The 22,290-nt window shown below is 43.5% G+C and carries 25 protein-coding genes, 1 riboswitch and 1 other annotated feature; of the genes, 9 read left to right on the top strand and 16 right to left on the bottom strand.

Features of this window, described 5'->3' with window-relative positions; translation table 11 throughout:
* Nucleotides 1-92 precede the first annotated feature (92 nt).
* The 3 genes from IGI89_RS10720 to IGI89_RS10710 all read right to left on the bottom strand — a co-directional run bounded on the left by IGI89_RS10720 (nucleotide 93) and on the right by IGI89_RS10710 (nucleotide 3,142).
* The gene (locus tag IGI89_RS10720) at nucleotides 93-1,139 is read right to left on the bottom strand and encodes a hypothetical protein (RefSeq protein WP_008378859.1); all 1,047 of its coding nucleotides are present in this window, start codon (nucleotides 1,137-1,139) and stop codon (nucleotides 93-95) included.
* Nucleotides 1,140-1,486: 347 nt separating this feature from the next.
* Nucleotides 1,487-2,599 carry an NADH-dependent flavin oxidoreductase gene (locus IGI89_RS10715; protein WP_061054377.1) on the bottom strand — a complete coding sequence of 371 codons (1,113 nt, stop codon included), beginning with the start codon at nucleotides 2,597-2,599 and terminating at the stop codon, nucleotides 1,487-1,489.
* Between the two features lie 171 nt (nucleotides 2,600-2,770).
* Nucleotides 2,771-3,142 carry a MarR family winged helix-turn-helix transcriptional regulator gene (locus IGI89_RS10710; RefSeq protein WP_016613534.1) on the bottom strand — a complete coding sequence of 124 codons (372 nt, stop codon included), beginning with the start codon at nucleotides 3,140-3,142 and terminating at the stop codon, nucleotides 2,771-2,773.
* A 321-nt stretch (nucleotides 3,143-3,463) separates the two neighbouring features.
* On the opposite strand from IGI89_RS10710, the gene IGI89_RS10705 reads away from it, so the two are divergent.
* Nucleotides 3,464-4,123, top strand: a complete 660-nt coding sequence (locus IGI89_RS10705; RefSeq protein WP_438735642.1) for a hypothetical protein — start codon at nucleotides 3,464-3,466, stop codon at nucleotides 4,121-4,123.
* Between the two features lie 43 nt (nucleotides 4,124-4,166).
* Here IGI89_RS10705 and IGI89_RS10700 read toward each other — a convergent pair whose 3' ends face one another.
* From IGI89_RS10700 to IGI89_RS10655, 10 genes are all read right to left on the bottom strand, one after another.
* Nucleotides 4,167-5,543, bottom strand: a complete 1,377-nt coding sequence (locus tag IGI89_RS10700) for a TrkH family potassium uptake protein (RefSeq protein ID WP_034868417.1) — start codon at nucleotides 5,541-5,543, stop codon at nucleotides 4,167-4,169.
* 78 nt (nucleotides 5,544-5,621) lie between these two features.
* Complete coding sequence (locus IGI89_RS10695; protein WP_010747829.1) at nucleotides 5,622-6,251, bottom strand: V-type ATP synthase subunit D; 630 nt, start codon at nucleotides 6,249-6,251, stop codon at nucleotides 5,622-5,624.
* Nucleotides 6,232-7,629, bottom strand: a complete 1,398-nt coding sequence (locus IGI89_RS10690) for a V-type ATP synthase subunit B (RefSeq protein ID WP_438735641.1) — start codon at nucleotides 7,627-7,629, stop codon at nucleotides 6,232-6,234. Before IGI89_RS10690 ends, IGI89_RS10695 begins: the two co-directional genes overlap by 20 nt.
* Entirely contained in the window at nucleotides 7,613-9,400 is a 1,788-nt protein-coding gene (locus tag IGI89_RS10685) for a V-type ATP synthase subunit A (protein WP_301389276.1), read from the bottom strand. The genes IGI89_RS10690 and IGI89_RS10685 overlap by 17 nt, the downstream gene beginning before the upstream one ends.
* 15 nt (nucleotides 9,401-9,415) lie before the next feature.
* Nucleotides 9,416-9,724, bottom strand: a complete 309-nt coding sequence (locus IGI89_RS10680) for a V-type ATP synthase subunit F (protein ID WP_005225570.1) — start codon at nucleotides 9,722-9,724, stop codon at nucleotides 9,416-9,418.
* On the bottom strand, nucleotides 9,714-10,700 hold the full coding sequence (locus tag IGI89_RS10675) for a V-type ATPase subunit (RefSeq protein ID WP_438735640.1): 987 nt from the start codon (nucleotides 10,698-10,700) through the stop codon (nucleotides 9,714-9,716). Before IGI89_RS10675 ends, IGI89_RS10680 begins: the two co-directional genes overlap by 11 nt.
* A 3-nt stretch (nucleotides 10,701-10,703) precedes the next feature.
* Nucleotides 10,704-11,288, bottom strand: a complete 585-nt coding sequence (locus IGI89_RS10670; protein WP_429969751.1) for a hypothetical protein — start codon at nucleotides 11,286-11,288, stop codon at nucleotides 10,704-10,706.
* Nucleotides 11,289-11,301: 13 nt separating this feature from the next.
* Nucleotides 11,302-11,772, bottom strand: a complete 471-nt coding sequence (locus IGI89_RS10665) for a V-type ATP synthase subunit K (protein ID WP_005225567.1) — start codon at nucleotides 11,770-11,772, stop codon at nucleotides 11,302-11,304.
* The gene (locus IGI89_RS10660) at nucleotides 11,769-13,730 is read right to left on the bottom strand and encodes a V-type ATP synthase subunit I (RefSeq protein ID WP_429969750.1); all 1,962 of its coding nucleotides are present in this window, start codon (nucleotides 13,728-13,730) and stop codon (nucleotides 11,769-11,771) included. Before IGI89_RS10660 ends, IGI89_RS10665 begins: the two co-directional genes overlap by 4 nt.
* A complete protein-coding gene (locus IGI89_RS10655; RefSeq protein ID WP_429969748.1) occupies nucleotides 13,708-14,040 on the bottom strand; it encodes a V-type ATPase, subunit F family protein in 333 nt (110 codons plus the stop codon). The genes IGI89_RS10660 and IGI89_RS10655 overlap by 23 nt, the downstream gene beginning before the upstream one ends.
* A 112-nt stretch (nucleotides 14,041-14,152) precedes the next feature.
* Nucleotides 14,153-14,206 (bottom strand) — a sequence feature (sodium ion sensor (DUF1646 type); this cis-regulatory element may regulate processes involved in with the transportation of sodium ions).
* Nucleotides 14,207-14,926: 720 nt separating this feature from the next.
* On the opposite strand from IGI89_RS10655, the gene IGI89_RS10650 reads away from it, so the two are divergent.
* From IGI89_RS10650 to IGI89_RS10615, 8 genes are all read left to right on the top strand, one after another.
* Nucleotides 14,927-15,139, top strand: coding sequence for a hypothetical protein (locus IGI89_RS10650; protein ID WP_008378885.1), 213 nt, complete (start codon nucleotides 14,927-14,929; stop codon nucleotides 15,137-15,139).
* Between the two features lie 24 nt (nucleotides 15,140-15,163).
* Nucleotides 15,164-15,691 (top strand): GNAT family N-acetyltransferase, encoded by a 528-nt coding sequence (locus IGI89_RS10645; protein ID WP_429969746.1) that lies wholly within the window; start codon nucleotides 15,164-15,166, stop codon nucleotides 15,689-15,691.
* 57 nt (nucleotides 15,692-15,748) lie between these two features.
* Nucleotides 15,749-16,234 (top strand): tetratricopeptide repeat protein, encoded by a 486-nt coding sequence (locus IGI89_RS10640; RefSeq protein ID WP_244732133.1) that lies wholly within the window; start codon nucleotides 15,749-15,751, stop codon nucleotides 16,232-16,234.
* A 256-nt stretch (nucleotides 16,235-16,490) separates the two neighbouring features.
* Entirely contained in the window at nucleotides 16,491-16,862 is a 372-nt protein-coding gene (locus IGI89_RS10635; RefSeq protein WP_005234865.1) for a hypothetical protein, read from the top strand.
* Nucleotides 16,863-16,979: 117 nt separating this feature from the next.
* Nucleotides 16,980-17,564 (top strand): AAA family ATPase, encoded by a 585-nt coding sequence (locus IGI89_RS10630; protein WP_008378893.1) that lies wholly within the window; start codon nucleotides 16,980-16,982, stop codon nucleotides 17,562-17,564.
* Nucleotides 17,565-17,667: 103 nt separating this feature from the next.
* Entirely contained in the window at nucleotides 17,668-18,090 is a 423-nt protein-coding gene (locus IGI89_RS10625) for a glyoxalase (protein WP_005234855.1), read from the top strand.
* A 229-nt stretch (nucleotides 18,091-18,319) separates the two neighbouring features.
* Nucleotides 18,320-18,508: a hypothetical protein gene (locus tag IGI89_RS10620; RefSeq protein ID WP_429969745.1), complete on the top strand. Its 189-nt coding sequence runs from the start codon at nucleotides 18,320-18,322 to the stop codon at nucleotides 18,506-18,508.
* A 404-nt stretch (nucleotides 18,509-18,912) separates the two neighbouring features.
* Complete coding sequence (locus tag IGI89_RS10615; RefSeq protein ID WP_008378897.1) at nucleotides 18,913-19,764, top strand: Rgg/GadR/MutR family transcriptional regulator; 852 nt, start codon at nucleotides 18,913-18,915, stop codon at nucleotides 19,762-19,764.
* Nucleotides 19,765-19,835: 71 nt separating this feature from the next.
* Here the strand turns inward: IGI89_RS10615 and IGI89_RS10610 are convergent, their stop codons facing one another.
* The 3 genes from IGI89_RS10610 to IGI89_RS10600 form a co-directional block, all read right to left on the bottom strand.
* Complete coding sequence (locus IGI89_RS10610; RefSeq protein ID WP_438735639.1) at nucleotides 19,836-21,062, bottom strand: glycoside hydrolase family 3 protein; 1,227 nt, start codon at nucleotides 21,060-21,062, stop codon at nucleotides 19,836-19,838.
* A gap of 130 nt (nucleotides 21,063-21,192) precedes the next feature.
* Complete coding sequence (locus IGI89_RS10605) at nucleotides 21,193-21,723, bottom strand: folate family ECF transporter S component (protein ID WP_005234846.1); 531 nt, start codon at nucleotides 21,721-21,723, stop codon at nucleotides 21,193-21,195.
* Between the two features lie 26 nt (nucleotides 21,724-21,749).
* Nucleotides 21,750-21,851, bottom strand: a riboswitch (THF riboswitch).
* A 231-nt stretch (nucleotides 21,852-22,082) separates the two neighbouring features.
* Complete coding sequence (locus IGI89_RS10600; protein WP_005225550.1) at nucleotides 22,083-22,265, bottom strand: hypothetical protein; 183 nt, start codon at nucleotides 22,263-22,265, stop codon at nucleotides 22,083-22,085.
* Nucleotides 22,266-22,290 lie beyond the last annotated feature (25 nt).

Raw genomic sequence — 22,290 nt, 5'->3', positions numbered from 1 at the left:
AAAGCAGAAAACAGCGCTGCTGCCATTTGACTCTTTGGCAGAACGCTGTTCACTGGTTTATAAATCACTAGCTCTCTTGATGAGAGGTAAAATTAGATACGGTTTTCGTGGTCAGCAGTTTTAACTAAGTTTGCTCCCACCATACCACCGATTGACGTAAGAGCGAGTCCTAAGACCATTGCCACAAAGCCCCAAATAGACGCTTTGGCTGTTGCATCACTTGCTTCTTCCGCTTTTTGACGAGCGTCTTCCACTGCTTGGTCAATGTCTTGTTTGGCTTGTTCAAGATTTTGTTGTGCATTTTCGATTTGTTTTTGTGCTTCATCAGAAGCATCTTGTAAGCCGTTCACGATATTGTTCGTTGCTTCTTCCGCTTCTTGTTGGCTTAGATCTGTGTTTTGAGCCACTGCATTTGAGATTGCTTCTTTATCGACTGAATCACCGATCGTTGTAGCACGATCTTGTAATTTGCTTGCTAAATCATCAATGATTTTATCAGCATCATTGGGATTGGTTGCAATGTCTTTGCCGGCATCTTTGATGTCGTTCGTCGCATCAGACAATTGATTTTGCAAGTAGTCTGGTTGCAATTCAGGAACATCGGTATCTTGTAAAACATCATTGACATTCGCTTGTAATTCATCTGTATTGACGTCTTCCATGTTTCCTGTTATTTCATCGAAGGCTTTTGAAGCGACGTCGCCAGCACCTGAGGCAACTGTTTCAACGCCACTGCCAACAGCAGAAGCAACGTTTCCTAAAAGTGAACCGACTACAGAAAATGCACCGATCGTTAAGTAAGAGAGCATAACCATCATCACGATCATACTAGTTGCCCATGTTAAGAAACCATGAACCAATCCAACACGTCGAGCCGCCACACCTGAAACAAAACCAGCACCGAATAATGCCAAGACAAAGGTAATGACTGTCCAAATCAATAATCCTGTACCCACACCATCTAATGGATTATTTGATGTTGGTTCCACCAAACCAAAACCGATTGCTGAGCCGATCATTGACAGTGTCATGAACAATGCGATAAATGTTACGACCCCTGCAAAGATAGAACCCCAAGACAAATTATAGCCTGCCTCCCGCTCATCTGAACCTAAATAATTTCTGAATCCTTTTTTCATCATTACATCCCCTTTTTGTTTTTTTAACCTGTATTCAGTCTAACAACTGATTGTTTTTTTATCAATCAACTCGACTTGCGCTATCTTTTTGTAAGAAAAATGAATGATTCTGAATTGTTTGACTATTTATTGAAATAAAGCAAAAATTCATTCGTGTATTTTAACTAAAAAAATCTTTTCACGCTCTTTCTTTCGATTACAGGCTTGTTTCTCACATTCTTCTCTTGATTCGCTATTTTGAAGCTAACAAGGTTTCATTAGAGAAAAAAACAGCTTTTCTCAACGTGACCCAAATGAGTGGCAATCGCGAAAAACCACCTTTGCCCAAGGCAAAGGTGGTTGTCTACTTATTTTTCTTCATTTAGTCGATCTGGCATCATGTTTTCCATAAAACCCCAAACGCCGTTTTGTAATACGAGTTCCTCACGTTCGTAAGTAGAAACCGTGGTGCGGATCAACTCATCTTGACCGTCTAAGACTTTTTGTCCCCAATGAGGATCGATCAACAATGCCCGCCCCACTGCAACAAAATCTGCATGTTCTAGCAAGCCCGCGGCATCTTTCGACGTTCGGACATCCCCTACACCAATCAAAGGAACCCGCTGAGCGATTTTTTCATAGACATACGCCAACATCGATTTTTCTTGATACGCTTTTGAAATCGATTTACGGGTATAATCCGCAAGAGAAATGTGCAGATAGTCTAATCCTTTTTCTGCCAGTTGGTCCACTAAGAACAACGTATCTTCAAAGCGAATCCCTGGTTCTTCGAATTCTTCCGGTGAAAACCGATAACCGACGATAAACTCCTTCACACCTGATTGGTCTACTGTTTCCAATACTTCATCGACGAGCTTCTCAATAAAACGATAACGGTTCTCTAGTGAGCCACCCCATTCATCGGACCGACGATTTGAGTGAGGAGAAAAGAATTGTTGGATCAAATACGTATTGGCTCCGTGGAGTTCTACACCATCAAACCCCGCCTTGATCGCCCGTTCGGTAGCTTTTTTAAAGTTTTCAATAATCGCTAATATCTCATCCACCGTAACTTCCCGGGGAACTTGGGCATTTGGTCGTTCAGCTGCAACCGCGCTGGCGGATATGGGTTGTGTGCCTCGTAGAACTGAGTCATCCGTCATCCGACCGGCATGAAAAATCTGTAAAATGGCTTTGGTCCCATTTGTTTTGATGGTGCTGGCTAATTTGCTTAATCCAGGTAAAAAGGCATCGTCATAAGCGCCTAATTCCCCTTCCCAGCCCTTGCCATCTTCTTGGACATTGGCTGCCGCTGTGATGACTGCTCCGACTTCCCCAGAGCGTAAACCATAGTAAGCCAACTCATCTTTCGTAATCACCCCATCAAAGAAGGACATCTTGGTCGTCATTGGTGCCATAATGATTCGATTTTTCAACTGTAATCCGCGCTTAAATGTTGCTTTGTCTGTTACATTTCGCATGGGTTTCCCACCTTTTCCACTGGATTCATTTCGCTTTGTAAATCTGACTGGCTTCGTTACCTAAGGAGATCCTTAAAGCAAATCGGTGCATTTTTTTCTCTTTTGCCAAAATATACATGCACATGCATCTATATTACAAAAGAATCAAGGAGAAAACAAGTGAAAACATCTTTAGTCTAGCATTTCCTCCAAGACTTTTTCAAAAACGACTTTTGAGCGCTGCAGTTTCTTTTCCCCTGATTGGGTCAAATCAATATAGATCCCCCGCTTATCCTCTTGACAAGAATGCCGTTCGATCACACCACACAAATTGTCTTCCATGCGCATGATCATGCGTGACATCGCACTTTGACTCAAATCAAAATGGGCGATCAAATCGTTGAGGCGCATGCTATGATTGGGGGTCTTTTCTAAGTAATAAAGCACGTAATACTCATTCAAAGACAGATTGCTTTCTGCTTTGAGGGCTTGTTCCAAGCGAGCTTCGATCGCTTGATGCTGATTCGTGAAGGCTAACCATTGGCCCATCCGTTCTTTTTCCATCCTCTTCACCACCCCATTCTCCTATACCAAGGTATTTTAATCTAGATCCCTGCGTTACGCAAGCCGCCAGAAAGCTTCGCCAGTATGACTGATACTTTATTATACAAAACTAGCCAGCTGCTGCGGACGTTAATGAATATTTTATGATAGAATTGACGAAAAATTCAGCAAAAACTTCCTATTCTTTTTCAGTGTTCTGGACTACAATATCTTTAACATTAAAGAATATTTAAACGCTACGTCAGCAAAATTGTGCATTTCGACACAATAATTTGCTTGTTTTAGATGCTTTAGTATTCTAAGGAAAGGATGAAGCAAACAATGAAAAAAACATTTTCTTTGATTGGGACACTGACGCTCGTCGGTTTGGGGCTTTTGACAGGCTGTAACAATGAAAATGATACCTCGCAATCAACAAGCGAGCTAAGTCAGAGTCGTGTGTCTACTGAAAGCAAACAAAGCACGACGGTGCAAACGACTGAAAGCAGCTCCTTAGCGTCAAGCTCCACTTCAAAAACTTCAACCACAAGCCAGCAATCGACGGATCACTCTGACGCAACGCAAACAACAGCAAGCTCAGTATCCACCAATGAGTTTCCATATGCCGTTGATCTTTCCCAATATGGCCCTACACTGACTTTTCACTTCAACGGTTTCAATGTACCAGATACTGTCACGATTCAAAATACGACTCCAATGATCATTTCGATTCCCGACAGAATTAGTTATGAAGCACAAGTCGATACGATCGCGACAAAGGAGATTCGCATCTTTTCAGCAAATGACAATGGGATTCGTACAGTAAAAGTGAATACCCAGTTGACCTTTGCAAAAGAGATCACACCCAATAGCAATCCTGATTTTAACCAAAACCTGTATCTATTTACAAATAAGGAGGGTGGTCTATCTTTGATCACGCCGAACTATGCGGGAAATGTCAGCGATGACCAACGAGATGTGATGTTAGAAGTACTTCAATAAACGAAAAACAGGGAAACGAAGCACGCTTCGTTTCCCTGTTTCGTTACCCGATCATCACGGTTTCATCAGGATATTTGTAGCCAGCTTCTTGTTTGTTGGCTTTTTTCATCAATGAAAAAGCAACGGTCATGATGCCGACTCGACCAATGAACATCAAAAAAATGATCAAAAGTTTGCCAAAAACCGACAAGTAAGGCGTCAACCCCATGGTCAATCCCACCGTTCCAAAAGCGGAAAAAACTTCAAAGGCAATGGTTGGCAACCCAAAGTTTGGGGTTTGCGGCATACTCTCAGTGATCGACAATAAGAAAATCGCTACGAAGCATAACGTCAAAGTAAGAAAGAACAACGTAAAGGCACGCGATACAGCAGATTCTTTGATCGTGCGACCAAAAACTTCCGCTCGACTGCGCCCTTTCAATAAGCTGCGGATCTTGATGATCAAGACCGCAAATGTCGTTGTCTTCAATCCCCCAGCAGTTGATCCAGAGGTGCCGCCGATATACATTAAAATCATCGTCAGCATCAGGCCTGCTTGACTCATTTGTCCGTAATCAATACTGAAAAATCCCGCGGTTCTTGGGGTGACCGCTAAGAAGAGGTATTGGAAAAAACGTTCGATGACCGAGTCACCCGTGATCAACTGTGAATTGGCTTCGGTCAAAAAGAAACCTGCCGTTCCAAAAACCACCAAAACGATCATAGCGATCCATGCCAAGCGGCTATGCAGGGACCTTTTTTTGGACGCCGTATGCAGGAGATCGAACCAAACGAGAAAACCCAGACCACCTGCGATGATCAAGAAACTGACGACCCCCAGCACAAATGGGTCGTTTTGAAACCCTACCATGCTGTTGCCGAACAAATCAAACCCAGCATTACAAAAGGCCGAGATCGCATGAAAAACACTGTACCAAAGGCCTTGCTCCCAACCAAAACGGGGCACGAATGCAAAAGCCAGCAAGATGATCCCACTGACTTGGATCAAAAAGGCGATCCGAATCAGGTACCATGCCAAATGGATTTCTCCAGACATTCGGTCCAGATTCAATGATTCCCGCAAAATCATCCGAGTACTAAGATGGACTCTTTTTCTCGCCAAGATGTAAAAGAAGACGGGAATCGACATGAAGCCGATTCCACCGATCTCAATCAGCATCAGCAAGATCCCTTGGCCCCACAGGTTGTAATGATCGGCTACGGTCAAGGTCGAAAGACCCGTCACGCAAACAGCCGATGTGGCAGTAAACAGCGCATCTAAAAAGTTGGTGCCTTCACCACTTTGGGTGACAGCCGGCAGCATCAGCAAGCCAGTTCCTGCCAATATCAGCAAAACGAAGACCAGTGTGACGATCTGCGGAATCAAAAAGCGTTGCGATGCCAGCTTTTTTTTCAAACGATTTCTTTTTTTCATTTTCATTTCCTTTGACCTTTTGCAAAAACCAATGTCTTAGTAATCCAAGTTTATTGCATTTGTTTTTTCTCCTATCATACCATTTTATTTTGATTTATTCTTCACTTTGATCATTCTTGTTACGTTTGCTCGTTCATTTTCTTCCAGCCGCATTTTGATTCCATAAATGGCTTCTTCCAGCTCGGGAATCGTCAAATATTCTAGGGCATTGACGCGTCGGCGCGTCCGTTCGATTTCCCCTGCCATCAATTGACAGGTCTTTTCGATTTCCGTTAGCTCCAACAGCTTCGGCATGACGTCAGTAAAACGGGCGACAGCATTATCTAACGGAACATTGGAATTCAAAAAGCCGTACTCGATCGGCGCTTGCATCACCGTATCGTCGTAATCAAAATGCATCACTGGCACTTCCACACTCATGATGTTTTTCGTGGACAATTCAAGGGAGACTTCAGTTGCTGGTAAAATAAACATTTCTTCAATGTATTTTTCATTGATCGTGGCATTGGCTAAGCGAAATGCCTTCATGGCACGCTGCAATTGTTCTTCGACTTCTTTACGCAAGCGGTCATTCTTTTTGATCAATTCAATAAATTGACGCATGAGTTCGTCTTGTTTGTCTTTTAATAATTTGTGTCCGCGTTTGGCTGTCGCCAATTGTTTGCTGAGGCGCGACAGCTCCATGCGGGTTGGATTAACGGTTTTTTGCGCCATTGTTCTCCTCTCCCGGTAAGTATTCCGCCAGTAGGGCATCGCTGATCCGCTTCAGCTCGACTTTTGGCAGCATCGCCAATAATTCCCACCCTAATTCCAAGGTTTCGATAATCGAACGGTTGGTGCGATACCCTTGGTTCAAGTATTCATTTTCGAAGCGTTCCGCAAATTTGGCATAGGTTTTATCTACTTCCGACAATGCCGATTCTCCTAAAACGACTGCCAATTCCTTGGCTTGCTTTCCTTGAGCATAGGCAGAAAACAACTGGTTCATCGTTGCGGCATGGTCTTTACGGGTTTTTCCTTCACCGGTCCCTTTATCTTTTAACCGTGACAATGACGGCAAGACATCGATGGGCGGCTGGATGCCGTTTTTATACAAATCACGAGACAAGATGATTTGTCCTTCGGTGATATAGCCGGTCAAATCAGGAATCGGATGGGTTTTGTCATCTTCTGGCATGGTCAAAATCGGCAGCTGGGTCACTGAACCTTTCAAGCCGCGAATCCGTCCAGCACGTTCATATAACGTGGATAAATTGGTATATAGATACCCAGGATAGCCGCGACGTCCTGGCACTTCACGACGAGCAGAGGAGATCTCCCGCAAAGCTTCACAGTAGTTGGTCATATCCGTCATGATCACCAAGACATGCATGCCCTTTTCATAAGCCAAGTATTCGGCCGCCGTCAGTGCCATTCGGGGAGTAGCGATCCGCTCGATCGCTGGGTCATTGGCTAGATTCATAAAGACGACAGAATGGTCGATGGCGCCCGTTTGACGAAAATCTTCCATGAAATATTCAGCTTCTTCAAAGGTGATCCCGATGCCAGCAAACACAACAGCGAAATCATCTTCTGAATTCAACACTTGTGCTTGACGCGCAATTTGCGAAGCCAATTCTTTATGAGGCAGACCAGATCCAGAAAAAATCGGTAGCTTTTGTCCCCGAACGAGCGTATTCAAGTGGTCGATCGATGAGATCCCCGTTTGAATAAACTCATCAGGATAATCCCGCGCTGCTGGATTGATCACTTCGCCGTTGATGTCCATAAATTTTTCTGGGACGATCTCTACTCCGCCATCTCTGACCCGACCTAAGCCGTCAAAGACTCGCCCGATCATTTGCTCGGAAACGCCTAATTCCAAAGGATGTCCTAAAAAGCGGACCGCAGATTCCCGCAAATTGATCCCGCCGGTTCCTTCAAAAATTTGGACCAACGCTTTGTCTTCTTGGATCTCAAGTACTTGTCCTTGCCGCGTTTCGCCGTTTTGCATGCGGACTTCGATCAACTCTTCGTATTTGACACCGGAGACGCGATCGACGGCCATCAATGGTCCGACGACTTCTCCAATCGTTTTATATTCCTTGATCATCAGTGCGGTCTCCTTTCTGTAAAATTTCTTTCATCGTTGCTTTGATCTCTTGATGCAACGCAGGAATTTTTGCTAATTCCGCTTCAGGCAGGTACTTCATACGTGCCACTTTGTCTCGCAATTCTTCGGTCCCTGCATAAATTTCTGAAAGATAGGCACCTAGTGTCAACGCATCTTCCGCTTCTTTGTGGAGTAGCAAGATCGTTTCCAGCATTTTGAACTGCTTTTCACGAGAGGTAAACGTATCGACATCGTCAAAAGCGTTTTGCTGCAAGAAATCTTCTCGCAAAGACTTGGTGGTTTCCAGCAATAACTGATCTTTTTCGGATAAAGCGTCGATGCCGACAAGTCGCACGATCTCTGACAACTCAGATTCTTTTTGCAGCATCCGCATGGCTTCTGTTACTTGTTTGGACCAATCCACTTGCATTTGTTGGTCCAAAAAGGCACCCAATTCGCTTTCGTATAAAGAATAGCTCTTCAACCAATCGATCGATGGAAAATGACGCTTTTGTGCTAAGGTGGCATCTAAGCCCCAAAAGACTTTAACGACCCGCAACGTATTTTGGGTAACTGGTTCTGAAATATCACCGCCTGATGGTGAAACAGCGCTGATGGCAGTGATGCTGCCTTCTTGATCAGAACCTAAGCAAATCGCTTTTCCAGAACGCTCATAATACTCTGCCAAGCGGCTGCCTAAGTAAGCCGGATACCCTTCATCCCCGGGCATTTCTTCCAGACGACCAGACATTTCCCGCAGTGCTTCTGCCCAACGTGAGGTGGAATCCGCCATGATCGCCACGGAATACCCCATGTCTCGGAAGTATTCCGCAATCGTGATCCCAGTATAAATCGACGCTTCCCGAGCGGCTACCGGCATATTGGAGGTGTTAGCGATCAACACGGTTCTCGCCATTAAAGATTCACCACTGCGAGGGTCGATCAACTCTGGGAACTCGTTCATTACATCGGTCATTTCATTGCCGCGTTCGCCGCAGCCGACATAGACGACTAGGTCGACATCCGCCCATTTGGCGATTTGGTGCTGAACGACAGTCTTCCCTGCACCAAAAGGTCCTGGAACGGCTGACGCCCCGCCTTTAGCGATTGGAAAGAAGGTGTCGATCACTCGCTGGCCAGTAATCATTGGTTCGACTGGATTCAGTTTTTGCTTTACAGGACGACTATGACGAACGGGCCATTTTTGCAGCATCGTGAAAGACCGTTCTCCTTTGGGTGTATCTAAAACATAAATCGTTTCATCGATCGTAAATTCCCCCGCATAAACAGCCTTGACTGTTCCTGAAACGCCATGAGGAACCATGATCTTGTGATTGATCAATGGTGTTTCTTGCACGGTGCCGATGACCATCCCGGTACTGACTGCCGCGCCGACTTCCACAGTCGGTACAAAAGGCCACTTTTTCTCATGATCCAACGCAGGCAATTGCACCCCACGCGTCAAGAAGTTACTTTGGGTGACAGACATGAAGGTTTCTAAGGGACGTTGGATGCCATCAAACATTTGTGACATGATCCCAGGTGCCAATTCTACGGATAGCGGTTCACCGGTGGTTTCGACTGGTTCACCAGGTCCGATCCCGGACGTTTCTTCATAGACTTGGATCGAAGCGACGTCGCCGCGCATTTCGATGATCTCACCGACCACGCCTAAATCTCCTACATAACAGATATCTTCTAAACTTGCATGGCCCATATTTTTGGCTAACACCAATGGACCGGATACTTTAATAATTGTTCCTTTTTCCACAACATCGGCTCCTCTCTATAGTATGTTTTGCCCAACTGCTTTTTCGACATTTTCTTGAATCATTCGTTTGCCGATTCCTCGGGAACCATCGTAATCAGGGATCAAGATGACTGCAGGTGTCATTTTTTGTTGGACTTTTGCTAATTCATCGGGAATCAGCTCTGCACATTTTTCAGTCAGGTAGATGATCGTACTGTTCTTCATTAATTTTGCCAGCGCCTGCTTCACTTCTTTTTCTTCCGAGGCATAGCAGACCTGAAAGCCAAATAGTTGAAAAGGAATGACGGATTCTTTCTCGCCGATCACGCCGATTTTATGAGTCATAGTGCCGCATCCTTTCTCTGATTTGTTCTTCCGTAAAGCCGCTGCGTTTGCCTACCAGCAAGATACGCAGATTTTGCAGTTCCAAAACCTTAGCATTCAAAAATGCGAGTAAAGGCAGTGGTCCTAAAGCATCCGTTTGAGCTTGACCATAGCTTTCTGTGATCAAATTGTCTTGTAAAAGTGCCAAGCCAGCAAAGTCGATCACCTGTTCATGAATCAAAGGCCGCAACACTTCCTGATAATCACTTTCTAATAAGAAGGCTAAAAAGTCGCTATAGGACCCATCCGCAAACGCTAAAAATTCTTCTTTCGGGATACTGCCGACACTCACTAGGACTGCCTCCATAAAACTGCGCGATCGTTTTTGAAGTACACAACGAGCGGCGATCGTTAGATTGGTCAGATCGATCATCTTGATGACAGCTTCTTGTAGCTCAGGGATCTTGATTTCATCTGCCAGTCGCCGTTGTTCATGTAAATACCGGCGATCGTAAATGATATCGATGCCTTGCAGCACGGCGCCGCCTTCTAAGTACTCCCGCACCTCTTGGATCGTAGTCACGATTTTCTCAGGCAATACCTCTGAGGTTCCCGTTTTGATGGCGGTCCGACACTCATCGATCGTGTAAAAACCATCTTCGATCAGTAGATGATTATAATCTTTTTTAGTGACCGACTCTTTGGTCAAGACTTTTAGATTATGGAAAGTAAAAGGCATCATATACAGTCGGAGGATCTCTTGATCAGGAACCAGCTCGGCCAATTCTTTGATCGTCTTTAACAATTCTTCATCGAGATAGGTTTCGAATCGTTCATGAAAATCCGGCTTCAAATAGCGTTGATAATGGGTCTGCTGCAAGACAGCTTCGACTTCAGCAAACCCTTTTGCCGCAATCATTTGCTCGACTTCTTGCGACTTTAACAACGTCATCTCTTTCAGCCGAATGATTGGATTCAATTGATGATAGTTCCTCATGGATCAACCTCCTTGTTGTATGATCTGCAACCACCGTTCCCGGGTTTCTTTCTTGTATTCATCAAGCAGTACCTGATAGGTAAAATTGTATTGAATGCCGTTGTCATCTACCAAAAAGCCCGCTTCTGTCAATGGTGCGCCTGCTTTGATTTGATACGGTAGTTTTGATTGACAAGACGTAAGCCAAGCGGCATCTAGATGGGCTGCTTGCTCAGGACCAGCGTGGAAGGTCACCGTCCCACTGATCGGCAACTGCTGCAGCACATTTTCAGCAAATGACTGCAGCTCTTCTGGCGTCCAGGCAACCATTTTTTGATACGCTTGCTCAAAAAGTTGTGTCAGGTATTCGTTTTGTTTCACCATTTGCTGCTGCTTAGCGGCACTTGCTTGGCGATTCAGGGCTTGCTGATAATGTTTTTCGGCTTGCTTTTTTGCTTGCTGGGCACGAAGCTGCAAGTCCGACTCTTTTTTCGCCCAGTCACGTGCCATCGTTTCACTGATCCTATCACGTTCAGCGGCAGCCAAACGTTCCCGTTTTGTCTGCGCTTCTTGGTCTAGTTCAGCAATCATTTTGTCGATTGCGTCCATACCTTCGCCCCCTTTAAATCGTTCCTAAAAGTAAGAAAGAAATAACAAAACCTAAGATGGCATACATCTCAACCATTACTGAGAACATGACCCCTTTAAAGAAATGCTCTGGTTTCTTCGCTAAAATTTGAATCCCAGCTGCAGCGACCTTCCCTTGGGCCATTCCTGAGAATAAGCCAGTAAAGGCAACTGGCAGTGAGGCCATCAAATACGCCATACCAGTCACTGTCGACATTTCACCACTTAAGCTACCATAGATCATAAACGCAATAACGAATCCGTATAGCCCTTGCGTTCCGGGAAGTAATTGTAAAATCAAGGCTTGTCCAAACTTCTCCGGCTGATTCGTCGTTAAGGCTGCCGCTGCTTCACCAGTTTGGCCCACCCCTTTGGCTGAACCGATCCCAGAAAAGATCGTAGCGATCCCCATTCCGATAATTGCAAACACCATACCACCATTATTATTAATTAAGTAATCAATCATTTATTGTCTCCTCCATTTTCTTTATCAAAATCAACGTATTTCTCACTTGGCTTGAAGGTTTCAAATTGGCGCCCCCCACCAGTGAAAAATTTTCCGAAAAACTCTACATATTGTAAACGTGCGGCATGCACATATGCACTCAGTAACGATAAAAAGATGTTTAAAGCTTGTAGGACAACCAATAAGAGAATGCCTACAGAAAAACGAGCGGCTGGCGGCAAGTAGCCCACCAATAAGTTGAAAGCTGCTGCGATACTCCCACCGGAGATCCCTAATGCCATCAAGCGGCTGTAGCTGACAAAGTCGCCGATGTAACTGGTCACACCGTACAAGTCATACAACCCTAAAAAGAAGCCGCCCACTTTGGTTTTCCCTTTCAGAATCGGTACCACGATGATCAATAAGGCACTAAAGCCTGCTAAAATCAAGCCGACGGTTGTTAGTGCTGGGACATCGATCAAAAGATTGCCTGCGGCTGCCACTAAAAGACCACTCAAAAGTCCTAGCCACGCAAAGCCATCGTTGACTGCACCTAAAAGATCCTTTTTGCGGATATTTTCTTTGGCTGCTAAATAAAGGCCTGTAAACAGTTGGATCCCACCAAAAATCATGGATAGACCAAAGATCGCCATAAAATCTTCGGAGGGTGATAAAAGTTGGAAGGGCAATGTAGCGCCAAAGAAAGAGCCGTAGACTGCGCCCCAAATCATAGTTGGCACGGACAAAATCTGGAACAATTTCAGAAACCGTTTGGTCCCTTTGGGCAAACGCATGGCGTGCAGCCCGATCGTGGTCGCTACAGCCATTAATGCACCATAACCTAAGTCAGCCACCATCATACCAAAGAAAACATAGTAAAAGGGCGTCATCCATGGGGTTGGATCGATCTCATCGTATTTTGGCAGGCTGTACATCTCCGTCAACATTTCAAAGGGTTGAATAAACGAGGCGTTTTTTAGCTTCGTTGGCACTTGATTAGCAGCGATCTCCTCTGCAGTGGGTTCTTCAAACGAATAGTAAATCTCGTTGGCAAAGGATTCTTGGACCATTTCCGCCACTAACGGTTGATCCTTTTCTGCGATCCAGCCGCGCAAGAGGGCAAAGGTCTGACCAGCTGCTAAGCGCTGTTGCATCATTGCCCGATTCTCACGAGTCAAAAACAGTTCTTCCGCTTGCTGTAACAGGATCAGCCGTTGTTTGTGCTGACTGATTTCTGTAATCAATTCTTTGCGCTGCTGGGTCAAGGAAGTCAACGCTTGTTTCGCGTTTTGCAAAACCACTTTTGGTGATTCGGATGTTCGACCGGTTTCTTTCTTCACCCCATATCGGTGAAACAATTGGAACACTTGCTCTTCGATCGCTGCTAAAAATAGGCAGCTGAAATTGACTTTTTTTGGCTCAGAATAGATCACTTCGATATGAACCTCTTCCAATTGTCGCAAGGCTTCAGCTAGATCTTCCCAGCGTGGGCCTTCGACACGCCCAGCAAAAAAACTTGTATGAGCAGGTGCTTCGATCTCCAACGGCACGTCAAGATTTTGCCACTGTGTCGCCCATTCTTCCGTCTGCGTCGCTGCTTCGATCGCTTCGATCGTCTCTACCCAGCGCTCTTGCAACTTCTCGACTTCAACCAGCTCCGTCAATGCTGCTGCTTCATCGAAGCTTGTTTCAAAGTCCGACAGCCGCAAGGCATCTCGTTTCCATTCTATGCCTTTTTTCGCATCACCATTTTGGCGAATAAAGCGGATTGCTTCTTGCAGTCGACGAATCATTGGTTGGTGAGAAGCACCTTCTGGGGTGGCTCCTGCAAAAAATTCCCGTAGCCAAGTTTCGTTCGCTTCCTGCTCAAATACGTTCTCGATTTCAACAAACTGCATCGTTTGCAGCTTCGTCAATACCCTTTCTTGGTAGTGCTTCGGGGTGATCAACGTTAGTTTATTTAGTTTGGTTACTGCCATAAGTTCCGATCACTCCTTCAACGATCTGTTGAACCGCTTGCTCTTGGAAGCTTTGCATATTTTTTTGGTAACGATCTAACACTTGCTGGGTCTCTTTTGCCAGCTGCTGCTTTTGTGCTTCTAGTGACTGTTGCAACTGGTCTTCGACTGTTACTTGTTCCTGAGCAAGGGCTTCTTCCAAAGCGGAAGCCCGCTCTTGCAATGCTTGTTGCTGCTGCGCTTCTTCCGACTGCAGTTCTTTTTTCAAAGCGAGCAATTGCTGTTCATTGGCTTCTTCTGCTTCTCGTAAACGAGTCAAAGCTTCTCTCATCGATTTCCCTCCCATAGTGATTTATATTCTCAACTGAAAAATAAACAAAAAAAGCATACCTCACGAAGAAGTATGCTGATAACAAAAAAAAGGCCAGCATTCCTCCAAGAACGTTTGCCTCACCCCTTGGCAAACCTGATCCTTGAAGCATAAAAAATGCTCAACCTTTGTCTATTTTATTTTTCAATTCCTGAACTATTATAGCAAAAAAAAATGTTCCCTTCAAGTAGAATCGTTTTTTATGAGAAAAAGACGATTTCTACTATTGTATGTTCGCTCGTAATTCCACTGCTCTTGGCTGTCCGAATGACCATTACTATTCGTTCAGTCTCTTAGGGACTTTTCACCTAACATTTGCCAGGGATCGGATTGTTCTTACTAAATTGAAATCGGTCAAAATCAATTTAAGCCTTAGAATGGTCTGAATGAAGAACGTTGAGATTTTTTGAAAATGCTAGACATCATTTGATTGGTACTAAAAAGGAGATAACAATTCCAACAACCCGTTCGATCCCTGACAAATCTTAAGTGAGAAGTTCGCTTATTTCGCTTCTCTTTTTATCGATGGCAGCGGTTGGCCCTTTTCTTCACAAATGAAATAACCGCCTCGGTAAAGGCATGTATAAATCTTACCGGGCTCCATTGTTAGAGGAAGCCCATTTTTTAAATACATCGGTTTTCTTTCCATTGTGCTCACCTTGTCTTTCGTGGGATAATAAGTCAAAATAAAAAACAACAGCTATTTCTAATCTTATCTTCAAGATTACCAAAAAATAAACTAATTTTCTAGTTTTTAATCAAAATATCGCAAATATATTGAATATTTTATATAAAAATGGATATTTATCCGAGAGCGTGTGTAAAGAATGAACAGGAGGAAAAAAGGATGTCAGATGAACGTTGGTTTCAAATAAGAAGAAAGCGAAACATCGAATTGGGAATTTGTTTGCTCGTCGTCCTGCCGATGGTCTATGGCTTATGGTTTCAACTGGCTTTTTTGATTCATTACATGTCGTTTTTGTTTCTGGTTGCTGTCTTTACTGCAATCTACGAAGGAATTCGTTGTATCTGGGCTTTCATTAGAAAAAAACGATCTTGAGAAAGCTTTGCTCTGCTATAATAAATGAAACGAGCAGAGAGGAGTGCTTCTATGAAACGAATCATTATGGCTTGTGACTTACAACATACCCCCAAAGCTTTACAAGAATCCGCCCTTTCTTTTGACCCCTTTATCCCGGATTCTCGAAGTGTCGCAGAACTTTTTTATTCGGCCTATCATGAAACGACGGATGACGAAGGGGAATCGATTGCTGACTGGCAAAGAGAGCTGAGAGAGACTGCTGACGGAAAATACGGTCCCTTGAGTCCAGAGCTTTCTTTTCAGTGGCAAATGGATAATTATCCTATCGGTGCCGTAGTAACCAGCACGTTTCAAGAGCTTCCCCTGCTATTATTTGTTGTTATGAGCGCAGCCTTTAAAGGCAAAGGCTTATCCAAACTAATGATGAATGAAGTGATCCAACGAGCAAAAGCCATGGGACTCACTCACCTTTATCTGGTAGTGACGGTTGAAAATCAGCCAGCCTACAAGCTGTATGAAGCATGCGGTTTTTCCTTTGCAGGTGAAAGCTGGGCTGATCTTTCCCCTTAGCTAGGCTCGCAAGTTATCCGTGTCATTTTCTACTATTTGAAAAGGAGCTTCGAACCAATGAATGAACGACTAGCTGCTGCGATCCAACTGCGGGCTGAAAAAAAGCTGCAACAATCAAATGAACAATTGATTCAATTAGCTGCCGAAAATCCCCAAGATGCCTTTGTCCACTACCAAACGGCTTGGAGCTATGATCTTTTAGGGGAAGAACAACAGGCAATTCCTTATTATGAACAAGCAATCGCGTTAGGTTTATCAGAAAACGACTTGCCAGATGCCTACCTAGGTCTAGGCAGCACCTATCGTGCCCTCGGCAAGTATCAAAAAGCCGAAGAAGTGTTTGTACACGCGATGCAGCTGTTTCCAAAAAATCATGCTTTGCAAACCTTCTATGCCATGACACTGTTTAATCTAGCCGAGTATGAGCAAGCCGCTGAACGATTATTGACCCTGCTTGCCGAAACCTCTAGCGATCCAGACATCCAGTCTTACCGACAGGCACTTTTGTTTTATGCGGATAAACTCAATGAGACATGGGGTTAGATGTTTCCGTTGGATCAATCCCTCTACTCCCTTTTCCATTAAGGAAAGGGAGTATTTCTTTTTTCTTCCCCCTAAATCATCCTTCACTATCAGCGATTTGTTGAATCAATGGTCGCCGACTTTCCATGCCCCACTTTCCTTCAATCAATGCCAAACATCCATTATCGAAATATTCGATAATGAAATCAATTGACGTGCACGGTCAAATTTGCTAATTTATCTATGTTTTTTCTATCACTATCTTGGAGGAATGCCTATGCCCTTTATTGTCTATTTTTTTCTATCCCTATTGATCATTTATATTCCCACTCCCACACTTTTGTTGTTTTTTCAAAAACTCGCCTCCCAGCATGACAATCTGACGGCTTTCAGTAAACTTTTTCTACTGCTGATGGTCTTGTTGGATTATTACTTAAGCTATTATTGGTTGAAAAACTGCAAGGTCAAAAAAGCGCACTACCTTTATTTAGTCCTTGTCAATGTCTTCGAATGGCTGATCCACTTCTATCTTTATTCACGATTTGAAACGATCAATCTACTAGTCATTTTGTTGTTCCAGACCGTGCTACTATGCTGTATGATCTTTTTTCCTGTCTCGGAGAAATTTCGCTCATTCCTTTTTACCTAAAAAAAGAGCATCCTTGGTTTCCACATAAAAAACTCCAGCTTCTCAATCGTTTCTTTCTAAGAACCGATTTACACGATAGCCCACCTTTGTTACGATTGATAAAAAGGATGTGTTGTGATGTCATTGATCGTCTTGATTGGCGCGCAAGCGGTAGGAAAAATGACTGTGGGGAAAGAACTGGAAAAACGATTGGATGCAAAACTATTATTCAATCACCAGACCATTGATCTTTTTGCGAATTTTCTTGGCTATAGCCCAGCAGCATTTGCTTTGTCTAATCAAACGCGGATCGAACTCTTCAAAGCCTTTGTTCATAATGAAGCCAATAATACGACAAAATCAATCATCTTTACGGTTTTGATTGATTTCGATCAAGCGGGAGACTTAGCTTTTTTACAAGAGATCGCCCAACTATTTACCGATGCCCGACAAGAGGTCTATTTTATCGAATTAGTGGCTGATATTGAGGAACGTTTAAAGCGCAATTGCCATGAGGACCGTTTAGCCGCAAAGCCGTCAAAAAGAGCGCTGGCTTTTTCTAGAAATGAGCTTTTGTCTTCGTATGAAAACTATCGCTTAGAAAGCCTGCCACAGGAATTAACTACCCTTTTCCCAACAATTCCTTCGCTGAAAATCAACAATACCCACTTGTCACCTGATGAAGTGAGTCAAAAAATTATTGCCCATTTTTCCTTGACTTAAGTGCCAAAGAAACGCCATTATCAAGCTTTGCTTCAATACGAAAATGTCTATTGACTTTGACGCTGCGTCAAGCGGTATCCTCTAATCAAGAGGAGGTGTCAAAATGAAAGTTTATGTTATGCCAATGTTTTACCAAATGAAGACAAAAGATATTGTGCAATCATCAAAATGGTTCACAGAAATCTTGGGTTTCCAGTCATTGTATCAGTTTCGCAATCAAGAAAATCAAGTGATGATGGACCACCTGCGTCTTGCTGACTACCAAGATTTGATGCTGATTGCAGCAGAAGCGTTCACTGTTGGCGATGGGGCAATTTTGAATGTAGCGATGAATGATCTTCAGAATATCGCTCAGAAAATTCCCTCAAAGTGGATCGTGGAACCTTTGATGGAAAAGCCTTGGAATGCCCTTGAAATGACCATCAAAGACCCCAACGGTTATTTGTTTACCCTAACAGAGGCAATAAGAAAAAACGAATCAGACTTTCAAACCTTGATGGACCAAGCCAAGGATTATTTTCAATAAAAGGAACCGAGTAAGAAGAATTGCTTTCTTACTCGGTTCCTTTTTATATAAAAACTTGATTCTGGCAGCAATGACAAAAAAAACGACCCTTTCCTAGAATTACCTAGCGAAACTTTTTGCCCCATCAGATGTACCAATACACCGCTTTAGTATATTTTTAAGTATTGAAGGTAATTATTAACACACCTAACTCAGAACATGTTACACTAAGCGAAAAGGGGGATTTCCTATGGAAAAGAAATCGCAGCTTCCGTGGTACAAGCGTAAAAAATTCTACCTTCCAGTTGCCGTCGTCCTCGGCGTGATTGGGTTTCTTCCCAGTCTCGTTTCTCTTTTCGGGGTATCGATCGATGATGAATTCAATCCTGATTACTATTCTGATCCGAATGAACCAATGATTAAGAAAAAGCAAAACTGACTGTTGCGATGCCGTATGTAGGTTTTTTGACCAACAAAAAAAGAGCAATCACTCGCTGTTGTGTTTGCTCCTTTTTTAAAAGGGATTCGGCAAACCTACGCACCTTGACAGGGTAAGCTGTTTGGGGAGAGGGCGTTTGAATGCGCGAATGAACAGTAACTTATTACGTGAAACCACTTATACTTTTTTCCTGTTAAAAAATCAATTGCTAACCAATCACAAAGGATCGATTATTTGAAGAAAGAAAAAACGTTAGCCATTAGTTCTACAACTTCCCAGGGAAAACTAAAAAAATCAAACATCCATTTCTCCTCCTTTAATTGACTTTCTTCAAGTTTACCCGCAAAATAAAGCTGTAACATATTTGGACTATTTTTCCGTCCACTTTTTTTAGGAGGGATTTTTTGAAGGCCAATGACTTGTTAAAAGAGTTACGAACGGAACGAAATATCTCACAGCGAAAATTGGTTGAGAACATTTCAGAACGCAGTACACTGGCAACCTTTGAACAAAAAGGGCATCGCATCGCCTTTGATATTTTGCACCAATATTTGGACCGCTTAAATGTCACCTTAGAGGAATTTGAGTATCGCTTGGATGACAATCAAGTCAGCGAGAAAAAACAGCTATCCAAACAGTTGACCACCGCTTACTATGAAAGCAATTATTCTGAAGTACTCTCTTTGATCAACAAAGCCCAAGCACTGTATAAAACCACGAAGGATTTTTTCTATTATGTATTGTATAGTCAATTCTTTTTGATTTTAGAGAAAAAAGGCGTAGTTACCGACGAGGAAGAACGTTGCATCATCGAAGCGACCATCAAGAAATACTTGGAACGAATCGACACGTGGGGAAAGTTTGAAATCTCCTTATTTACCAATCTGCTTTTCCTTTTTTCTGACGAGTACATCTTGTATCAAATGAAACACCTGAATAAAAAAATTTTTTACAGCAATACGCTAAGTATCAATTATCAAATCTACACAAAATTGCTGACGAATGCGGCTTTCTTGTTTATCGATCGCAAAAAACCTGCCGAGTTGGCGCATGTGCTGACGTATCTAGCCGATCACCTGCCGCCGGACAATGATCGTATCCGCCTGATGATTCGTTATTTCGAAGGCATTTACGCCTTGTTCCAAGGAGATCGTACGCTGGGAATGGCCACGATTGAAAAAGCCTTGGACTATCTGCGATTTATTGGACAAGAAGCCTTTGCCAAAGAATTAGAGGTACTGGCTCATAGTATCTAAAAAAACCTGCTGCTTCCTCTCAGTAAGAGAACGACTCTCTTACACGGAGGAAACAGCAGGTTTATTTTTTCTTAAAGTAAATGCAATGCTTCTTTCCAGAGCAAAACTCGTTTGACGGAAGCATTCAAATCAGCTTCCAAATAGCGGCCATCTTCAACCGCTTGTACGACAAAGGGGATCTGTTCTTGGTAGGTAGATGAGATCACTAGATCATTTCCCGCCTGCAACGCCTGTAATGCGGCTTCATTTTGCGGAATGAACTCAGAAAGTCCTGCCATATCCAAGTCATCCGTCATGATGACCCCTTCAAAATGCAATTCATTTCGGAGCAACTCATGCACGGGTTTTGAAATAGAGGCGGGTACAGTGTTATCGATACTATTGACAATCGTATGGGCCACCAAAATACTATCGGCACCAGCCTTGATCCCTGCTGCAAAAGGCAGAAAATCCGTTTCCCGCAGTGCAGATAGCGGGCGGTCATCGGTGACGATGGCGACATGCGAGTCACGATTGTTGCCATAGCCGGGAAAATGCTTCAAGGTTGACCCCACGTGGTGTTTCTGCAAAACATGAACCACACGTTCTACAAACGCACTCGTGCCCTGCGCATCCATGCCAATGGTTCGGTCGTAGATAAAGGACTGCGGATCAGTGGAAACATCGGCAACGGGAAACAGCCCGGCATTGATGCCATACGCTTTTAAAATTTCCGCTTTCTTTGCTGTATCATCTTCGATCGCCGACCATCCACCTTGGGCATATAGCTGTTGTGGTGAGAGAAAACGCTGATCCGTAAGGTTCGGATTGCGGCTGATGCGAGTCACCGTGCCCCCTTCTTCATCCATACCGATCAACAGCGGAATGGCGCTGGCTGCTTGGTAATCTGAAATTTTCTGTTTCAAGCTCTCCGCCGTCTCATTTTCGATATCACGGCCGAATAACAGATAGCCGCCAAAGTGATAGTTTTGAAGTTCTTCGATTTGATTGCTTTCAGGTACACGGACAAAAAACAATTGCCCGACCTTCTCCTCCAAACTCATCGTGGCGATTTTTTCTGCTATTGCCTCTTCTGACTGTTCTTGCGTGGAAGTTGAAACAGAAGGTGACGTGGAAATTGAGGTGGTTTCTTGGCTTGCACTGCTTTCTTCCTTTGTTTCGTCTCTCGAGCTGCTTTGCTGGATCACGGATGACTCCTCCGTTTGCTGTTTTTGCTGTTCTATCACCCACTTCATCCCTCCCATTGCTGCTAAGACCAAGAAAAGAAACAGTCCCATAGCGAGTCCTTTTTTATTCATAGGTTCACCTTCCCCTCTAAACAAGTTATTGAGAATGACTAAGCCCATCCTTAGAAAGAAAAAAGTGAACCACTGACGAAATATTCGCAGATGATTCACTTCAATGGATGTTATCGTTCTTTTTTACTCGTTAAACGAACCGTCGGATCAGCCGTTTGTATGGTACCGCACGCCCTACGATGTAAATCAACGCAGTTTGTATCGGGAACATGATGACTGCTTTTAGCAAGCGGACCGACCAGATGGCCCAGCTTGTCAAAGGAATATTCAGCATCATAGCTAACCAGATCGGAGTTAAGATCAAGGTTATCAAAATAGTATTTAACAAGACGACCGTTGCCGCTCGTTTTAATGTGACTTCTTTCCGATAGAAGAAGTAGCCATAAATCAGTCCACCAACAAAGGCATTGATGGTAAAGCCGAAAAAGTAGGCTGATTTTGGAAAAATCACCATTCCTGCGATATCGGCTAATGAGGAGCCAACTGCTGTCCAAAACGGACCAAACAGCATACCCATGATCAGCTGTGGTACAAAGGAAAATGTGATTTTGATATAGGAGGTTTCAAACCCCAAGATTTGCGACAAGACCACCATTAAGGCAATCAAAAGTCCCATGACCGCAATCATGTGTGCATCGACTTTTCTTTTCATAGCGAGCATCTCCTTTTAGAGTTGCTACAAATTCATGCAGCGAATGCGAAAATAAAACCGCGAACGAATGATCGTTCTTCGTCCGAAAGGCAACATCCCATCCTTTCAGCACTTAACGCTTTATTTCCTACTCTGATTTTTTTTAGGTATTGCTACCCAGACACACTATAGCATACAAGCGCGGACTGCTACAATTTTTCTTGCTTATTTTCTTGTACAAAATCTGCCAATGTTCGCTTTTCTTTTTTTGTGCATCAAAAAAACGCTTTTCTCATGTGAATCTTTCTACCACCAGTAAGTGAGCAGGAAACATTCTCAAAAAAAGCGTTCATTCCTGTTTCTTGTTTCCTTTCATGCTTTATGACAAATTATCCAATCAGATTGTCATTGATCAATACCGATTTGATGTCGCGTAATTGATGATCGATAGCAAGCTGTTCATGGGTCATCGTTGCGGTGACCTCTTTCATGGCATGCATTTCTTCATTCAATTCGTTGATATTCGTTACTAATTTGTTCAATGCTTCAATAATCAGTTGATTGTTATCCATGGTGAAACACTCCTTTTTGTAATGG

The organism is Enterococcus sp. AZ141 (assembly GCF_051714385.1).
GTDB lineage: Bacteria > Bacillota > Bacilli > Lactobacillales > Enterococcaceae > Enterococcus_D > Enterococcus_D entomosocium.
Note: the sequence above shows the minus strand (reverse complement) of the source record. Positions and strands in the feature narration are given on the sequence as shown.

What these genes read in the sequence shown, in the direction of transcription:
- IGI89_RS10720 (WP_008378859.1), bottom strand. Translation starts at nt 1,139, where the DNA reads ATGAAAAAAGGATTCAGAAATTATTTAGGTTCAGATGAGCGGGAGGCA.
- IGI89_RS10715 (WP_061054377.1), bottom strand. Translation starts at nt 2,599, where the DNA reads ATGCGAAATGTAACAGACAAAGCAACATTTAAGCGCGGATTACAGTTG.
- IGI89_RS10710 (WP_016613534.1), bottom strand. Translation starts at nt 3,142, where the DNA reads ATGGAAAAAGAACGGATGGGCCAATGGTTAGCCTTCACGAATCAGCAT.
- IGI89_RS10705 (WP_438735642.1), top strand. Translation starts at nt 3,464, where the DNA reads ATGAAAAAAACATTTTCTTTGATTGGGACACTGACGCTCGTCGGTTTG.
- IGI89_RS10700 (WP_034868417.1), bottom strand. Translation starts at nt 5,543, where the DNA reads ATGAAAATGAAAAAAAGAAATCGTTTGAAAAAAAAGCTGGCATCGCAA.
- IGI89_RS10695 (WP_010747829.1), bottom strand. Translation starts at nt 6,251, where the DNA reads ATGGCGCAAAAAACCGTTAATCCAACCCGCATGGAGCTGTCGCGCCTC.
- IGI89_RS10690 (WP_438735641.1), bottom strand. Translation starts at nt 7,629, where the DNA reads ATGATCAAGGAATATAAAACGATTGGAGAAGTCGTCGGACCATTGATG.
- IGI89_RS10680 (WP_005225570.1), bottom strand. Translation starts at nt 9,724, where the DNA reads ATGACTCATAAAATCGGCGTGATCGGCGAGAAAGAATCCGTCATTCCT.
- IGI89_RS10675 (WP_438735640.1), bottom strand. Translation starts at nt 10,700, where the DNA reads ATGAGGAACTATCATCAATTGAATCCAATCATTCGGCTGAAAGAGATG.
- IGI89_RS10670 (WP_429969751.1), bottom strand. Translation starts at nt 11,288, where the DNA reads ATGGACGCAATCGACAAAATGATTGCTGAACTAGACCAAGAAGCGCAG.
- IGI89_RS10665 (WP_005225567.1), bottom strand. Translation starts at nt 11,772, where the DNA reads ATGATTGATTACTTAATTAATAATAATGGTGGTATGGTGTTTGCAATT.
- IGI89_RS10660 (WP_429969750.1), bottom strand. Translation starts at nt 13,730, where the DNA reads ATGGCAGTAACCAAACTAAATAAACTAACGTTGATCACCCCGAAGCAC.
- IGI89_RS10655 (WP_429969748.1), bottom strand. Translation starts at nt 14,040, where the DNA reads ATGAGAGAAGCTTTGACTCGTTTACGAGAAGCAGAAGAAGCCAATGAA.
- IGI89_RS10650 (WP_008378885.1), top strand. Translation starts at nt 14,927, where the DNA reads ATGTCAGATGAACGTTGGTTTCAAATAAGAAGAAAGCGAAACATCGAA.
- IGI89_RS10645 (WP_429969746.1), top strand. Translation starts at nt 15,164, where the DNA reads ATGAAACGAGCAGAGAGGAGTGCTTCTATGAAACGAATCATTATGGCT.
- IGI89_RS10640 (WP_244732133.1), top strand. Translation starts at nt 15,749, where the DNA reads ATGAATGAACGACTAGCTGCTGCGATCCAACTGCGGGCTGAAAAAAAG.
- IGI89_RS10635 (WP_005234865.1), top strand. Translation starts at nt 16,491, where the DNA reads ATGCCCTTTATTGTCTATTTTTTTCTATCCCTATTGATCATTTATATT.
- IGI89_RS10630 (WP_008378893.1), top strand. Translation starts at nt 16,980, where the DNA reads ATGTCATTGATCGTCTTGATTGGCGCGCAAGCGGTAGGAAAAATGACT.
- IGI89_RS10625 (WP_005234855.1), top strand. Translation starts at nt 17,668, where the DNA reads ATGAAAGTTTATGTTATGCCAATGTTTTACCAAATGAAGACAAAAGAT.
- IGI89_RS10620 (WP_429969745.1), top strand. Translation starts at nt 18,320, where the DNA reads ATGGAAAAGAAATCGCAGCTTCCGTGGTACAAGCGTAAAAAATTCTAC.
- IGI89_RS10610 (WP_438735639.1), bottom strand. Translation starts at nt 21,062, where the DNA reads ATGAATAAAAAAGGACTCGCTATGGGACTGTTTCTTTTCTTGGTCTTA.
- IGI89_RS10605 (WP_005234846.1), bottom strand. Translation starts at nt 21,723, where the DNA reads ATGCTCGCTATGAAAAGAAAAGTCGATGCACACATGATTGCGGTCATG.
- IGI89_RS10600 (WP_005225550.1), bottom strand. Translation starts at nt 22,265, where the DNA reads ATGGATAACAATCAACTGATTATTGAAGCATTGAACAAATTAGTAACG.